General features: G+C 70.1%; 12 protein-coding genes. 5 read left to right on the top strand and 7 right to left on the bottom strand.

Annotation, left to right across the window (positions count from 1 at the left end; genetic code table 11):
• Nucleotides 1–6 precede the first annotated feature (6 nt).
• Both FFS25_RS03040 and FFS25_RS03035 read left to right on the top strand, forming a co-directional pair.
• Nucleotides 7–936, top strand: coding sequence for a LysR family transcriptional regulator (locus FFS25_RS03040; RefSeq protein ID WP_137801857.1), 930 nt, complete (start codon nucleotides 7–9; stop codon nucleotides 934–936).
• The gene (locus FFS25_RS03035; RefSeq protein ID WP_137801856.1) at nucleotides 936–2,036 is read left to right on the top strand and encodes a mandelate racemase/muconate lactonizing enzyme family protein; all 1,101 of its coding nucleotides are present in this window, start codon (nucleotides 936–938) and stop codon (nucleotides 2,034–2,036) included. Before FFS25_RS03040 ends, FFS25_RS03035 begins: the two co-directional genes overlap by 1 nt.
• 51 nt (nucleotides 2,037–2,087) lie before the next feature.
• Here the strand turns inward: FFS25_RS03035 and FFS25_RS03030 are convergent, their stop codons facing one another.
• The 5 genes from FFS25_RS03030 to benA all read right to left on the bottom strand — a co-directional run bounded on the left by FFS25_RS03030 (nucleotide 2,088) and on the right by benA (nucleotide 9,796).
• A complete protein-coding gene (locus tag FFS25_RS03030) occupies nucleotides 2,088–4,961 on the bottom strand; it encodes an AAA family ATPase (RefSeq protein WP_137801855.1) in 2,874 nt (957 codons plus the stop codon).
• Between the two features lie 137 nt (nucleotides 4,962–5,098).
• On the bottom strand, nucleotides 5,099–6,004 hold the full coding sequence (locus FFS25_RS03025) for a 1,6-dihydroxycyclohexa-2,4-diene-1-carboxylate dehydrogenase (protein ID WP_283957202.1): 906 nt from the start codon (nucleotides 6,002–6,004) through the stop codon (nucleotides 5,099–5,101).
• Entirely contained in the window at nucleotides 6,004–7,605 is a 1,602-nt protein-coding gene (gene benC / locus FFS25_RS03020; RefSeq protein WP_137801854.1) for a benzoate 1,2-dioxygenase electron transfer component BenC, read from the bottom strand. The genes FFS25_RS03025 and benC overlap by 1 nt, the downstream gene beginning before the upstream one ends.
• A 251-nt stretch (nucleotides 7,606–7,856) precedes the next feature.
• Nucleotides 7,857–8,372, bottom strand: a complete 516-nt coding sequence (benB, locus tag FFS25_RS03015) for a benzoate 1,2-dioxygenase small subunit (protein WP_171004077.1) — start codon at nucleotides 8,370–8,372, stop codon at nucleotides 7,857–7,859.
• A gap of 47 nt (nucleotides 8,373–8,419) precedes the next feature.
• Entirely contained in the window at nucleotides 8,420–9,796 is a 1,377-nt protein-coding gene (gene benA, locus FFS25_RS03010; RefSeq protein WP_137801853.1) for a benzoate 1,2-dioxygenase large subunit, read from the bottom strand.
• A 412-nt stretch (nucleotides 9,797–10,208) separates the two neighbouring features.
• Here benA and catA point away from each other — a divergent pair, with 412 nt between their 5' ends.
• Nucleotides 10,209–11,078: a catechol 1,2-dioxygenase gene (gene catA, locus FFS25_RS03005; protein WP_137801852.1), complete on the top strand. Its 870-nt coding sequence runs from the start codon at nucleotides 10,209–10,211 to the stop codon at nucleotides 11,076–11,078.
• 347 nt (nucleotides 11,079–11,425) lie between these two features.
• Here catA and FFS25_RS03000 read toward each other — a convergent pair whose 3' ends face one another.
• Nucleotides 11,426–12,022: a hypothetical protein gene (locus FFS25_RS03000; RefSeq protein ID WP_137801851.1), complete on the bottom strand. Its 597-nt coding sequence runs from the start codon at nucleotides 12,020–12,022 to the stop codon at nucleotides 11,426–11,428.
• A 59-nt stretch (nucleotides 12,023–12,081) separates the two neighbouring features.
• Nucleotides 12,082–13,221, bottom strand: a complete 1,140-nt coding sequence (locus FFS25_RS02995; RefSeq protein WP_137801850.1) for a hypothetical protein — start codon at nucleotides 13,219–13,221, stop codon at nucleotides 12,082–12,084.
• A 246-nt stretch (nucleotides 13,222–13,467) separates the two neighbouring features.
• On the opposite strand from FFS25_RS02995, the gene FFS25_RS02990 reads away from it, so the two are divergent.
• Together FFS25_RS02990 and FFS25_RS02985 are read left to right on the top strand one after the other, a co-directional pair.
• Nucleotides 13,468–14,544 (top strand): glutathione S-transferase family protein, encoded by a 1,077-nt coding sequence (locus tag FFS25_RS02990; RefSeq protein WP_137801849.1) that lies wholly within the window; start codon nucleotides 13,468–13,470, stop codon nucleotides 14,542–14,544.
• A gap of 152 nt (nucleotides 14,545–14,696) precedes the next feature.
• On the top strand, nucleotides 14,697–15,545 hold the full coding sequence (locus tag FFS25_RS02985) for an HpcH/HpaI aldolase/citrate lyase family protein (protein ID WP_137801848.1): 849 nt from the start codon (nucleotides 14,697–14,699) through the stop codon (nucleotides 15,543–15,545).
• Nucleotides 15,546–15,595 lie beyond the last annotated feature (50 nt).

The following is a 15,595-nucleotide window of genomic DNA, read 5'->3' as shown; positions in this document are numbered from 1 at the left end:
GCGTCCATGGAACTGCGCCAGCTCACCTACTTCATCGCCGTCGCGGAGGAGCGCCACTTCGGGCGCGCGGCCAAGCGGCTGCACATCGCCCAGCCGCCGCTGTCGCAGCAGATTCGCCAGTTCGAGGAGCAGCTGGGCGTCAAGCTCTTCGACCGCACCACCCGCCGCGTGGACCTCACCGCGGCCGGGGCGCTGATGCTCGAGCGCGGGCGCAGCATCCTCAACGACGTCGAGGCGCTGCAGGCGGACGTCTACCAGGTCGGCCAGGGCGCCACGGGCGTGCTGCACGTGGGCTTCTCCGGAGCCTCGACGTACAGCGTCATGCCCCGGATCGTGCGCGCGGCCGGCACGGCGTACCCCGGGCTGAGCCTGGACCTGCACGGCGAGATGCTGACCCCGGCCATGGAGCGCGGGCTGCTCGAGCACACGCTCGACGCCGCGATCCTGCGCCCCCCGGTCTCCAGCCCGGAGATCGACTTCCGCATCATCAACCGCGAGCCGCTCGTGGTCGCGCTGCCCACGCACAGCCCGCTGGCCTCGGACCGGCCGCTGTCGATGGTCGAGCTGACCGAGCAGCGCTTCGTGACCTACCCGCCGGAGTCCGTGATGTACCGGATGACCGCGGACCTGTGCCGCGAGGCCGGATTCCAGCACCGCGTCTCGCAGATGGCCCAGGAGACCTCCACGATCCTGTCCTTCGTGGCCGCAGGCGGCGGCGTGGCGCTGATGCCCGCCAGCGTGCGCAGCGTCCAGCTGCGCGGCGTGCGCTACCGCGAGCTCGAGGACTCCCCGCACGCGGAGCTGGCGGTCGCCTGGCGGCGCGAGGACCGCTCGGTGCTGCTGTCCAACTTCATCCAGCTGGTCACCGAGCTGGCCGATGAACCAGAATCCGAGGACCAGCCGGGTCCAGACCCCGTCGAAAGGCCGATGCACTGATGCAGATCGCACAGATCGAGGCGATCCCCTACACGATCCCGTACTCCACCCCTCTGCATTTCGCCTCCGGGGCCGTCCACGAGGCCAATCACGTGCTGGTGCGCATCGAGACCTCGGACGGGGTCGTCGGCTGGGCGGACACCCCGCCGCGGCCGTACACGTACGGGGAGACGCAGAAGTCGATCGTGGCCGTGATCGAGGACATCTTCGCCCCGCAGCTGGAGGGGCTCTCGGTCTTCGACCGGGAGAAGGCCCAGGCCGTCATGGCGCGGACGATCCACAACGAGACCGCCAAGGGCGCGGTGGACATCGCCCTGTGGGACTGCCTCGGCAAGATCCTGGGCCGACCCGTCACCGAGCTGCTCGGCGGATTCTCGGATCACATGCGCGTCTCGCACATGCTCGGCTTCAAGCCCGCGCAGGAGCTGCTCGACCTGGCCCTCGAGTTCCGCGAGACCTACGGCATCGACACGTTCAAGCTCAAGACCGGACGCCGTCCGCTGTCGCTGGACGTGGAGGCCGCCCGCGTGCTGAGAGAGGGCCTGGGCGAGGACACCGAGATCTACATGGACTCGAACCGCGGCTGGAGCGCCAATGAGGCTGCAGAGGTCCTTCGCCGCACCGCGGGTCTCGGGCTGAGCTTCCTGGAGGAGCCGGACGACGCCCGCGAGGTGCTGGGCCGTCGTCGGCTCGTGGAGAAGTCCGCGATCCCGGTCGCCGCCGACGAGTCCGCGCCCAACATGGGCGAGGCCGCGCGCGAGATCCTGACCGGGGGAGCGAACCTGCTGTGCGTGAAGACCGCGCGCACCGGGTTCACCGAGTCTGCCAAGATCGTGGGCTTCGCGCAGGCGGCCGGCGTGGACGTCTACGTGGGCAACCAGATCGACACGCAGATCGGTTCGGTCGCCTCCGTCGTGTTCGGCGCGGCGTTCGAGCACACCCACCGCCGGGCGGGTGAGCTGTCCAACTACCTGGACATGGCCGATGACCTCATCGCCAGGCCGCTGACGATCGCCGACGGGAAGATCATGGTCCCCGACGTCCCGGGCGTGGGCACCGAGCCCGATCTGGAGAAGCTGGCCGCGCACCGCGACCGCTGAGTCGCTCGGCCCTGCGAGGGCCGCTGCGGCCCTCGCAGAGATCCTGCGCCCTCACCCGTCGGTCGAGCCCATGCCCTCCCTGGCGTAGACGGCCGCCAGCTCGCTGCGCGAGCGCACCCCGAACTTGGCATAGATGCGGGTCAGGTGGAACTGCACCGTCTTCTCCGCGATGAACAGCGCCTGGGCGACCTCCTTGTTGGTCGACCCCCCGGCCACGAACTGGGCGACGGCCTGCTCCTGGGCGGTCAGCTGCACGGCCTCGGAGCCGACGTGCAGAGCGTCGGGGCCCTGCCTGCGCAGATCGGAGAGCCCGTCCGAGCCGGTCTGCTCGGCGGCCGGCACGAGGGCGTTGGCCCCGGCGGCCTTCAGCTCCCGGTCGCATCGGGACACGTAGGTCTGGGCGCCCAGGGAGGCGTAGAGCTCGCGGGCCGAGCGCAACACTCGCGAGGCCAGCCGCCGCTTGCCGGCCCGCCGCATGCTCTGCCCGTAGGCGAAGCGCACCCGGGCCTCGAGATAGGGGCGGCGCCTCGAGCGCAGCGCGTCCAGCGCCCGGTCGAAGAGCTCCTGGGAGGCATCGACCTCTCCGCGCGCGGCCAGCAGCCGCCCCTCCGCCCACGCCATGCGGGCGGCGTCGGCCGGGAAGGGCGAGGAGGGGTCGACCGACTTGAGCTCGTCCAGGAATCCCTGGGCCTCGTCGAGCTGATCGGTCATGACCAGCGAGTTCACCAGGGTGTCCTGCCAGGACCAGAACGGCTCGCGGCCAGCGGTGACCGGATCAGCCGTGCGCAGCGGGCGCAGGGCCTCCAGCGCGGACTCGTAGTCCGCCCGGGCCTCGTGGTAGCGCGCTCGGGCCAGTGCCGCCGGGACCATCATGCTGCGGTAGCCGTCGGTCGGCACGACCGTCAGCGACAGGAAGTGCTCGGCACGGTCCCAGTCGCCTCGCATGGCGTTGAGCTCGGCGGCGGTCCAGTACAGCAGAGGCCGCATCAGGCGCATGCCCGAGGACTCGAGGCGCACGGAGGCATGGGCGATCGTGGCGGCCGCGGCGTCCCAGTCGCCCAGGATCAGCCGGCAGCGCGCCAGCCAGGACTCGGCCCACAGGGAGATGCGCAGCGATCCGCCGCGGTACTCGGTGGGCACAGCCTCCTCGAAGCGCAGGCGGGCCGTCTCCACATCGTCGGTGCGCAGGGCCAGCCAGGCGTGGCCCATGAGCAGTCGCTGCTCCTGGGCGTTGCCCACGGTCGTGCCCAGATCATCGAGGTACGGCCGCTCGGCCTCGTCCAGGCGCCGCGAGGCGAACAGCCCCAGGCCGTACATGGCGCGGGCCTCGACGCTGCTGTGATGCGGCGCCTCGGCGAGCTCAGCTGTGCGCTCGCCCCAGGTGACGATGCCCTCGCCGTCCCAGTCGGCCAGGGCGTGCAGCGTGTGCCGCAGGGCGATGCGCGCTCCGGCGCTGGGATCCAGGTCCTCGCGCACCGTGCGCCAGGCCATGGCCAGCTGCGCCGCCGCCGTCGAGCGCCGCCCCGTGACGACGGCCAGGTAGCCCAGCACGGAGGCGCGCAGGGGAGACGGCGGCATGGACTCGACCACGCTGAGCAGGCTCGCGGCCTGGGTGATGTCGCCGGCGCCGATCAGGGCGTCGACCCCGCGCAGCAGCCGCAGGTCGCCGTCCCGGCGGTCCAGAGAGAGCCGAGAGGCCGAGAGCATGGCTGAGGCGACCTCCGACCAGCAGCCGTCGGCCGCCTGGCGCTCGGCATAGGCGACCAGCTGCAGGGCCAGCAGCTCCTGTGGACCGGGAGAGGCCGCGACCAGGTGGCCCAGCCGCACGCCCTCATCGTCCACGACCTCCGCGGCAGCCCGGTGCAGGGCGAAGCGGCGGGTGGGGGCGATCTGCTCGTAGACGGCGGCGGTCGCGCTGGGCTCCACGAAGTGCACCGCGGAGGGCTGCCGGTCCATGCTCAGGCGAAGCAGCCCGGCGGCGTGGCCCTCGTCGACGACGGGCAGGAAGTGGGACAGCTGCGCGAGAGCGGCCACCTGCTGCAGTGGCGCGTCCTGCCCCAGCACGGAGACGGCTTCGGCCATGCGCAGCAGCTCGGGAGAGGCTCGACGCAGCTGGGAGGCCACCCGGGCGCGGGTGCGCCGCGACGGAGGCAGCTTCGGCAGCCAGCCGTGCCATTGCTCCGAGGGGACCTCCTGGAGCAGTTCGATCACGGACTGCGGGTGGCCCTCGGTGTGGCGCAGCAGCTCGTGGACCGTCGTCATGCTCAGCTCAGCACCCACGATCTCGCGGCCCAGGGCGGCGACGGCCTCGGCCTCGAGCGGAGGCAGGTGCAGCACCTCGGTGGGATAGCCGGTCAGATGGTCGATGATCCCGGTAGGCAGCCCGGCGGCCTGGTCCAGGTCGACGGCGAAGAGGAAGAGCACCCGGCAGCTGTGCAGCCGTCGCGCGGCGAAGATCAGGATGCGCAGCGAGTCCTCGTCGAGCCACTGCAGGTCGTCGATCACGACGATCACCGGCCCGCGGCGCTGCTGGGCCTCCAGGTGGGTCTGCAGGGTCTGGGCGTAGTTCAGCGCCTGGTCGGGGGTGAGCCGCCCGACCACCTGCGAGGGCGGCTGCGGGCCGCCGTCGAACCCGGAGGGACTGCGCAGAGGGGCGCTGCCCATCAGCTGGGTGTAGCCGGCCAGCGGGAGCGCGGACTCCCACTCGCTGCCGCTGGCGGAGAGGACCGCGCGATTGCGGGACGAGGTCTGGGCGAGCAGCGCGCGCAGCAGCCTGGTCTTGCCGATGCCCACCGGCCCGCAGATCACGGCGGTGCGGGGATGACCGCGGCGCACCTCCTGGTAGAGCCGCAGGAGGTGCTCGAGCTGCGCATCGCGCCCGACGAGCGCGACATCGCCGGAGCTTCCGCTGGGAGCGTGGGGCATGGGCCGATCATAGCGATCGCGCCCGAGCGGTCCGGGGCTCGGGCCCGGGAAGGCTCGACGACGCGGGATCTGCCCGAGAAGGAGGGGCCGGCCGACTCGAGGGAGTCGACCGGCCCCGGTGAGCCGTGCCCGAGCGCTCAGCCCTGGTCGCCGCCGCCCACCGGCAGCACGGAACCGGTGATGTAGGAGGCCTCGTCGGAGGCCAGGAACACGATCGGGGCGGTCTGCTCCTCGAGCGTGCCGTAGCGCTTCATGTACGAGGAGTCGACGGTCTGGTCCACGATCGCGCGGTACCAGGCCTCCTCCTGCTCGGTCTCCGGGCCGGGTCCGCGCTGGACGGCGCGCGGGGGTGCCAGGGTGCCTCCGGGGGCCGTGGCCACCACGCGCACACCGCGCTCGGCGACCTCGAAGGCCAGTGCCTTGGTCAGGGCGTTGACGCCTCCCTTGGCCGCTGCGTACGGCACGCGGTTCAGCCCGCCGGTGGCCACCGAGGACACGTTCACGATGGTCCCCGAGCCCGCCTCGAGCATGGGCCGGAGCACGGCGTGGCACGAGTACATGGTGGGGAACAGCGAGCGGCGGATCTCCTTGTCGATCTTCTCGACGTCGTACTCCTCGTACGGCCGGGCCCAGATGGTCCCGCCGACATTGTTGATGAGGACATCGATCCGGCCGTGGGCCTCGAGCGCGGCGGAGACGAACTGCTCCGCGCCCGCGGCCTGCTCCAGGTCCACTCCCGTCACCGCGGTGGCCCGGCCGGCGCCGGAGCCCGTCTCCGCGCGCTCGTTGATGCCCACGGCGACCTCCTCGGCGATCTCGGAGCGGTCCACGAGCACGACGGTGCCGCCCTCGGCCGCCACCCGCTCTGCCACAGCGCGGCCGATGCCCTGAGCAGCTCCGGTCACCACGACCACACGGTCCGCGAAGCGGCCCGGGCTCAGGTGCGCGCGCTGCCCGGCCTCAGCCTCGACGGTCGGCATCCCAGAGACATCGGTGCCCGTGGCGCCGGGAGTGCCGGGGCCCTTGCCGTCTGCGGAGGCCATCAGGAATCCGCCCCGGCGGCCGTCTCCGGCTTCTCGTCGGCGGAGGCGTCGTGGGCGTCCACTGCGGTGTCCATGGTCTGCTTGGCCTGGACGGTGTGGGACTGGATCAGCTCGAGGGTCTTCTCGAGATCGCCGGCGCGCATGAGCTCCACGAGCTCGTGGTGCTCCTCCGTGACGGTCTCGAAGATCACGCCGCCGTTCTCCAGGGCCTCGCGCATGTGGGAGGGGGTGTCCAGGCCCTGGTAGGCCGCGAGCAGCGCCGGGTTGTCGGCGACCGTGAAGGGGTACTCGTGGAAGTCGTAGTTCGCGGCCACGAAGGCCTCGTAGTCCACGAGCTTGCCGTCCTCGACGGTGCCGTCGCACTTGTCCGCCAGGCGGCCCCAGTTGTCGAGCTGCTCCTCGGTGAGCTTGCCGATCAGCAGACGGGCGGCGGCGGTCTCCAGGCCGGCGCGGGCATCGAGGTGGGCGGCGGTGTCCACCTTGCCGAACTTGAGCACGCCGGTCTCCATGGACGAGACCGCCTCCTCGGCGGAGGTGGACGAGTCGACCTGGTCGGGGGAGACCGGAGAGCCGGTCTCGTCGTCGCCGCCGGTGGTGCCCTTGGGGGCGAAGCGCTCGAAGTAGAAGTTGGCCGGGTTGACCTTCTTCTCGTCGAGCCACGAGGACACGGCGTTGACCATGGGGGGCGGGCCGCACAGGTAGATGTCGACGTCGCCGTCGTTGAGGTGCTCCGGCTCGGTGATCTGGGTGACGTAGCCCGTGTGCGGGGCGGAGGTCCCCTCCTCCGAGGCGATGTAGTCCCAGGTGAAGTCCGAGAGGCGGTCCTCGTAGGCCTTGAGCAGGTCCAGGCCCACGATGTCGGCCTCGCGGGTCACGCCGTAGATCAGGTGCACCGGCTGATCGGTGCCGGAATCGGCGAGCTTCTCGAGGATCGACAGCAGCGGTGCCAGGCCGGTGCCACCGGCCAGCAGCAGCAGCCGGCGCTTGGGCTCGCGGAGGAAGAACGAGCCGAAGGGGCCGGAGAACTCGATGTCATCGCCCTCCTGCGCGCGGTCGCGCAGGTACTCGGACATGGCGCCCTTCTCCGAGATGCGCACCATGAAGGTGGTCTCGTCCGTGTCCGGGCCGCTGGACATCGAGTAGGAGCGGACCTCGTCGGTGCCCGGGACCTTGATGTTCACGTACTGCCCCGGCAGGAAGGCGAGCTCTTCCCGGTTGGGGATGTCGATGCCGAAGGAGATCGTGGAGTCCGAGTGGCGCTCGATCATGTCGACCTTGCCGTTGAACGTCACGGCGGAGGTCTTGGCGACCTCGGAGGTCGACGGGATGTTGATCGACATGTCCGACTCGGGGGTCGACTGGCAGGTGAGGAGGTAGCCCTTCTCCAGCTCGTCCTCGGTCATGGCGTCGTCGATGAAGTCGCCGGGATCGAATTCGCCGGACTCGCAGAACGACTTGCAGGTGCCGCAGGCTCCGTCGCGGCAGTCCGACGGGATGTTGATCCGCGCCTTGAACGCGGCATCCATGATCGTCTCCATGTCACCGACCTTGATGACCTTGGTGACGCCGTCCTCGAAATTCAGTGCGACCTGGTTAGGCATGGTCTTCTCCTCGTCCTCTGCGGCGCTGCGGCCGGCTCGGGAAAGCTCGTGGTCCGACGGCCGCGAACGGGTGGCTCGCACGGGCGTCGGCTTGCGGGGTGGCCCGGGAGGGCCCCGGGCGGGGTGCGGGGCGCCGGGCAGACGGCGACTCGCGCGGATCGATCGGGCGGTACCCGAAAGCCCGCCGCCGTGCTCTGCATCGGTCCGTGACGGAGGCAGAGCGCGGTCGGCGGGCCGGAGGGCGCCTCGGATCAGATCATGTAGACGTCGATCACCTGGTGGATGTAGTCGTTCTTGAGCACGACCTTCTTCTTGGTGATCTGGGGCTTGTCGCCGGAGAGGTCGATGTCGACCTCCGCGCAGCCCCAGTAGTACATGTCGTTGTTGTAGCGGAAGTAGCCGGTCAGCCAGTTGTACCGGACGTGGACGGTGTCGCCGTCGCGGCCCAGGACCTCGATGTCCGACAGGTTGTGGTTGTGCCGCGGCTCCGGCAGCGACGTGGCCGACGAGCGGTCCGTCTTGATGCGGAAGACGCGATCCTCGAGGCCGCCGCGGTTGGCGTAGTAGATCAGCGAGATCTCGGTCTGCGGATCGGTGGTCAGCTCGTGGTCGTCGTCCCACGACGGCATCCAGTACTCGGCGTCCGGGTGGTAGCACTCGATCCAGGCGTCGAAGTCGCGGTCGTCGAGCAGGCGGGCCTCGCGGTGGAGGAACGCGCGGACGGTCTCGAGGACCTGGATGTCCTCGATGCTCATGAGCTCAGCCATGTGGTGTCTCCTTCAGGTCTGTGGGGTCGGTCTGCCAGGGGCGGGCGTCAGCTCGAGGCGGCCGCGGACTCCGCAGCCTCCTCCGCCTGCAGGCCGGACTCCATGACCTCGTGCCAGTAGCCGTGCTGGATCGGGTACAGGCCCTCGTCCTCGGTCTTGACGCCGGAGGCGAGCACGTTGTCCATGCCCAGCGCCTTGGCCTGCTCGTCCGGGCCCTGGATCTCGTGCTCCATGCCGCGGGTCATGTCGTTCCACTGCGCGCCCTTGGCCCAGTACGTCTTGTTGCAGGAGCGGAACTCCTCGAGATCGTCCGGGGTGGCCATGCCCGAGGCGTTGAAGAAGTCCTCGTACTGGCGGATGCGGTTGGCGCGGTTCTCCTTGGACTCGCCGACCGGGGCGATGCAGTAGATCGTGACCTCGGTCTTGTCCGCGGACAGCGGGCGGAAGACGCGGATCTGCGAGGAGAACTGATCCATGATGTAGACGTTCGGGTAGAGGCACAGGTTGCGCGAGATGTTGACCATGAAGTTGGCCATCTCCTCGCCGTACTTCTCCACGAGCTCCTCGCGGCGGTCCCACAGCGGGCGGTCCTGCGGGTTGCCCCATTCCTGCCACAGCAGCAGGTGGCCGTGCTCGAAGGAGTAGAAGCCGCCCTTCTGCTTGCCCCACTTGCCGGCGTCCATGGCCTTGGTGGTGTTGGCGGAGTCGCCCGAAGAGCGGCGCGAGGTGGTCGCGGCGTAGTTCCAGTGCACCGAGGTCACGTGGTAGCCGTCGGCGCCGTTCTCCGCCTGGACCTTCCAGTTGCCGTCGTAGGTGTAGGTGGAGGCGCCGCGCAGGACCTCGAGGCCGTCCGGGGACTGGTTGACGATCGAGTCGATGACCTTGGTGGCATCGCCCAGGTGCTCCTCGAGGGGCTTGACGTCCGGGTTCAGCGAGCCGAACAGGAAGCCGCGGTAGGACTCGAAGCGCGCGACCTTGGTGAGGTCGTGCGAGCCCTCCTTGTTGAAGCCCTCCGGGTAGGCGCCGTTGCGGCCGTCCTTGACCTTGAGCAGCTCGCCGCTGTTGCGGAACGTCCAGCCGTGGAACGGGCAGGTGAACGTGGTGCGGTTGTCCGTCTTGCGGCGGCACAGCATGGCGCCGCGGTGCGCGCAGGCGTTGATGATGCAGTGCAGCTGCTCGTCCTTGTCGCGGGTGATCACGACGGGGGTGCGGCCGATGTTGGTCGTGTAGTAGTCGCCGACGTTCGGGATCTGCGACTCGTGGGCCAGGTAGATCCAGTTGCCCTCGAAGATGTACTTCATCTCGAGCTCGAAGACCTCTTCGTCGGTGAAGATCTCGCGCTTGGCGCGGATGACGCCGTTCTCGCGGTCGTCGATGACGGCGTTGTCGATGACCTCGTGCAGATGGCTCAGGTTCTCAGTCATGGCTCCTCCTGGAGTGTCGACCGGGCCGCCCCGGAAGTGTCCTGGGGCGGGTGTGCGGCTCGCGCTTCCCGACGTGCGGTCTGCGGCAATGCGGCACGCTTCGATGGTTCCCCAAGTCTGGGGCTCGGTGACGGCGCTCACATCAGGGGAATGCCTAGTGCAGGGCAAGGGGCTCGCATGTGCCGATTCGAGAAGAGAAGCAGGTCGATTGATATTTGTGATGTGAGCAATGAGCGACCTACTTTTGCTGTATCGCACATCACATGTGCGGCCGGGCTCCTCGCTCCGGCAGGACGTCCGCAGCCCCCTGGGGCTCATGGGCATCCGCTGCGGCGAGGCCGGCTCCGCATCGACGCGGCACAGCCATGGGCGGCATGCTCGCGTCGGCAACCCGAACTACGTGGAGGTCGACATGACTGATACCCGCAAGGAGAACGAGGGCACCGCCGTCGAGGCCGGCTCGCTCGCCACCCAGCGCTTCGCCGAGTCCGGCAAGCTCTCCGGCCTGGACGTCCCGGTCGAGCGCGTCAACGCGATCGCCTCGGACCTGGTCAACGCCATGAACGAGATCGCCGTCAAGCACAGCGCGACGTACGAGGAGTTCAACGCGTTCAAGGCCTGGCTCATCAAGGTCGGCTCGGACGGCGAGTGGCCGCTGTTCCTCGACGTGTGGCTCGAGCACACCATCGAGGACATCAACTCCCAGGACCGTCCGGGCGTCGTCGGCACGATCGAGGGCCCGTACTACGTTCCGAACGCCCCGCAGATGCAGACCCCGGCCACGCTGGAGATGCGCGAGGACGAGGCGGGCACCCCCTTCGTCTTCCAGGGCGACTTCACCGACACCGCGGGCAACCCGATCAAGGATGCGACCGTCGAGATCTGGCATGCCGACGCCCAGGGCTTCTACTCGCAGTACGCACCGGAGCTGCCCAAGTGGCTCTTCCGCGGCACGGTCAAGGCCGATGAGAACGGCCACTTCGAGATCCACACCATGCGCCCGGCGCCGTACCAGATCCCCACTGACGGCGCCTGCGGTCAGCTGATCGCCGCTGCCGGCTGGCACGCCTGGCGTCCGGCCCACATCCACATCAAGGTCCACGCTCCGGGCTACCAGCTGGTCACCCAGCAGCTCTACTTCCCGGGCGACGTCCATAACGAGGATGACATCGCCGGCGCCGTGAAGCCCGAGCTCATGCTGGATCCGCAGGACAACCCGAACGCCCCCGGCGAGATGGCGATCTACGACTACGTCCTGGCCCGCGAGGGCGAGACCAAGTGATCAGCCTCCGCTGATCCCGCGACGCCGGCCAGGGGGGAGCTCCCGCTGGCCGGCGTCGCATCGCACGAGCCCTCGGGAGGCACCGATCCAGGTGCGCCCGGGGGGCTTCTGCGACTCCGCCCGACGTGCGGAGAAACATGATTAGTCGATGTCTTGTCAGTGAACTGAGGTGTCCCCTATATTGGGGGGTGTCGCGCGTATCGGCCCGAGGACGTCCCCCGTATGTGTTCTCGGATGATTCCCGCGTGCGATGGTGCGTCCCGTTCCCCCGATGCGGACGCCAGAACGGGCCCTGCTGATCCCCCAAGCGGCAGGGCCCGTTCGCACACCCGGGGGCAGGATGCTCTTCAGCGTCGCTGGCCGCGGATCCAGGAGGAGTCGTAGCCGTCGTCGGGGTGCCGGTGCGGACGATCCTCGAAGCGCTCGGGATACTCCTCGGCCCATTCCACACGGCGCAGCGGGGCGTCATCGTCATCGTGGATGGTGAGGCGGGAGGCCGCCACGAGTCCGAAGCTCAGTCCGGCGAAGGTGACCAGGGTGGCTGCGCTGACCAGCCAGACGATCGTCCAGGGGGAGCCGGACTCCGGGGCGGTGCCGTCGGCCCAGAAGGCTGCGCCCAGGAAGACGAGGGCCAGGGCAAGCACCGCGGAGGGCAGCAGCCATAGCGCGCGGCCGCGGCGGTGCTCGCGAGCGGGCAGGCGCAGCCCTGCAGGCACGCCCATGCCCACGGCCAGGAATCCCGCAGCACCCAGCACCGCAGGCAGCAGGCCCAGGGCTCCCAGGAGGCTCCGGCCGGTTGTGGAGAGCGAAGCGCACAGCAGCAGGCCCAGGCTGATCATGGCCAGGGAGATCCCGCGCACAGCCCGGCGTCGCGCGCGGACGGTGCGCTCGTCTGTCGACGGCGCTTGCACGGAGTCCTCGGCCGGATCGGGGCGCTCGGTCACGGGATCACCTCCTGGTGGTTCTGATCCGCCGGCGGATCTGCGGCAGATCTGACCCGTCTTCAGGATACGACCGGAGCCTCGCGGGTCCCGGTGAGATCCCTTCGGTAGAAGGTGGTGCCGTGCAGCGGGGCCCCGCCCATCCGCTCGAACTGGCGCGACGAGCCGCGGTTCTCCTCCACGATGAAGGTCACCAGCAGCCGGCGATACCCCTTCTCGCGCAGGCGGGACATGACCTCCTGGCTGAGCATCGACAGCAGGCCCTGGCCCTCGTGCTCCGCGCGCGTGCCCTGGACCAGCAGCAGGGCCTCGCGGCGGTAGCGCCGGTTGCGCACCAGCAGCTTGGCCTGGTCCCACAGGCGCATCCGGCCGCGCGCCTCGCGCACCGCGGGCGAGATGTTCGGGATGCAGATGAAGTGCGAGGCGATCCGCCCGGTGGCCCGATCGCGCAGCAGTCCCACGATCTCCAGATCCAGCATGATCGACAGGTCCTTGACCGAGGCGGCGAACTGCTGCTCGTCCATGGGTGTGAAGTAGTGCTGGCGGCCCATGGCCTCGTTCACTGCGGCGGCGATCTCCGGCAGGATGCCGTCCACGTCGCGGCGGCGCAGCTGCACGAGCTCCACACCGCGGGCGTCGAGCTCGGCCGCCTCGGGGCGGCGCAGCGGCGCGCGGGTCAGGTCCACGCTCCAGGTCGCACCCTCGGTCCAGCGCTCGAAGCCCAGGGCCTCGAAGCTGTCCGGGACGCGGCTCGGGTTCCAGGGCTGGTCCATGAACGTCGGCTGGGAGAAGCCGCTTGTGATCACGCCGCAGCGCTCCTGCCCGTCCAGGGCCACCGGGCCGAGCAGCTGCTGCTTGCCCATGGACCGCCCGCGCTCGGCGGCCCAGGCGGTCAGCGTCTCGAGGCAGGCGTGATCTGCGAACTCGGTGGCCCCGAAGAACAGGGTCGGCGTGCCCAGACGCTGCTCGAAGGCGTCGTGGGTGTGCACGGTCGAGCGAGCCCGCGCGGCCCCTTCCTGGTCGCGGACCAGGACCAGGTCGATGCGCCCCGGGTGATCCGCGGAGCCGTGGAACCAGCTGCGGATCGTCTCCTCCATGATCGGCATGTGCAGGTGGGCCGGGTGCAGCTGCCAGGGCAGGTCGATGAACTCCTGCAGCTGCGCCTCCGTCCGCACGATGTCGACGCGAAGTCTCTGGCTCACGGGGTGCTCTCCCTCTGGCCCGCGCGCAGCGGGTCGGGTGACGGTGGGGGTGTCGGGGTGTTCCCGCCGCCCGTGGGGGCGTCTGGCGGGATCGTACGGGATGCGCGAGCGTCCTCGGTCGTGAGGCGGGTCATGGGCACTGGCCGGATCTCTTTTGGTGACGTATCATCTAAAACAGGAACGGGTCGCCGGCCCCGCCGCAGCGCGGGGCTCGGGGCCGCAAGCGCACCACGATGGAGGAGAGCCATGAGCGAGCTGACGACAGCAGGCACCGAGCACAGCACCAAGGGCGCCTACGTGCACCAGGGCGAGGAGTTCGACCGGGACGCCAACTACATCGAGGACCGGATCGTGGCGGACCCGTCGTCGGCGCGGCTGAACGAGGGGGCGCAGGCCTGGCCGGTCGAGGCGGGGCGCTACCGCCTGGTCGCCGCGCGCGCCTGCCCGTGGGCCAACCGCACGCTGATCGTGCGCCGCCTGCTCGGGCTCGAGGATGCCATCTCGGTCGGGCTCCCGGGGCCCACCCACGACGTCCGCTCGTGGCGCTTCGACCTCGACGAGGGCGGGAAGGACCCGGTGCTGGGCATCGAGCGGCTGCAGGAGGCCTACTTCGCCCGATTCCCCGACTACCCCCGCGGCATCACGGTGCCGGCGATCGTGGACATCGAGACCGGTGGGGTCGTGACCAACGACTTCCCGCAGATCACGGAGGACTTCGCCAAGCAGTGGACGGCTCATCATCGCGAGGGCGCCCCGGACCTGTGGCCGGCTGAGCTCGAGGACGAGATGCGGGCGGTCATGAAGCGGATCTACATCGAGGTCAACAACGGGGTGTACCGCGCGGGCTTCGCCGGCTCGCAGGAGGCCTACGAGAAGGCCTACGACCGGCTGTGGACCGCCATGGACTGGCTCGAGGAGCGGCTGGCGGACCGGCGCTACCTGATGGGCGATCACATCACGGAGGCGGACGTCCGCCTGTTCACGACCCTGGTGCGCTTCGATCCCGTCTACCACGGCCACTTCAAGGCCTCGCGCAACAAGCTGTCCGAGATGCCCAACCTGTGGGCCTACGCCCGCGATCTGTTCACCACCCCCGGATTCGGCGACACCGTCGACTTCCAGCAGATCAAGGAGCACTACTACATCGTCCACGAGGACCTGAACCCCACGCAGATCGTTCCGGTCGGGCCGTCGCTGGAGAACTGGCTCGAGCCCCATGGCCGCGAGGCGCTGGGCGGCAGCCCGTTCGGCGACGGGACCGCCCCCGGACCCGTGCGCCCCGACGAGCGCGTGGATCCGGCGCACACGCCCCTGGCGGTCTGAGCCCGGGCGCCGACTCCGCAGCGCGACCTGCGCTCAGCGGCCCGGCCCGGCTGGGGCGACGGCGGTACGCTGGTGGGTCGAGACTCGCCCGGCTGCCGCGCAGGCCCCGCCCCCGCCGCCGGGCCGCCCCCACTCCCCTGAAGGATGATTCCGTGACCCCCTACCGCAATCAGCGAGCCGCCGCTCTGCCGGCCCGGCTCTCCCGCTCCGTGCTCCTGGTCGGAGCCGGCGATCCCTCGGCCTTCGTCCCGGCGCTGGCCTCGGAGGCCGACTCCGTCATCTTCGATATCGAGGACGGCCTGCCCGAGGGGCAGAAGGAGCAGGGGCGGGCCGATGTCGTCGAGGCGCTGAACCAGGGCGCGGGCGCGTGGGTGCGGATCAACGACATCCACTCCGAGCACTGGCAGGCGGACCTGGATGCGCTGTCCGGGGCGCGCAACCTCCGCGGGATCATGCTGGCCAAGACCGAATCGTCCGATCACATCACGCGCACCGCCATGATGATGCCGGCCGGCACCCCGGTCATCGCGCTCATCGAGTCCGCGCTGGGCCTGGTCAACGCGAATGACATCGCCCGGGCCCCGGGCGTCTTCCGCCTGGCCTTCGGCGTGGGCGACTTCCGCCGCGACACCGGCGCCTCCGGCGATCCCATGGCCCTGGCCCATGCCCGCTCGACCCTGGTGGTGGCCTCCCGCGTGGGCGGTCTGCCCGGCCCGATCGACGGCCCGACCCCCGGCGCCTCCGGCGAGCAGCTCGCCGAGGCCTGCCGCGTGACCCAGTCCATGGGCATGACCGGCAAGCTGACCCTGGATCCGGCCCAGACCGAGACGATCAACTCCGGACTGGCGCCCTCGGAGCAGGAGATCGCCTGGGCCCGCGAGCTGCTCCACGAGCACGATTCCGGCATGTCCGGGACCATGGACGGCAGCTACCTGCCGCGCCTGGCCCGCGCCCGCAAGGTCTCGGATCTCGCCGCGACCTACGGCCTCTGGAACCGCTGACCCGACTCCGATGAGCCCTCGCCGCGCGCGACGAGGGCTCGTCGGCGGTG

Source organism: Kocuria sp. 2SI (genome assembly GCF_005502825.1).
Taxonomy (GTDB): Bacteria; Actinomycetota; Actinomycetes; order Actinomycetales; family Micrococcaceae; genus Kocuria; species Kocuria palustris.
This window is presented reverse-complemented; position numbering and strand designations above follow the sequence as displayed.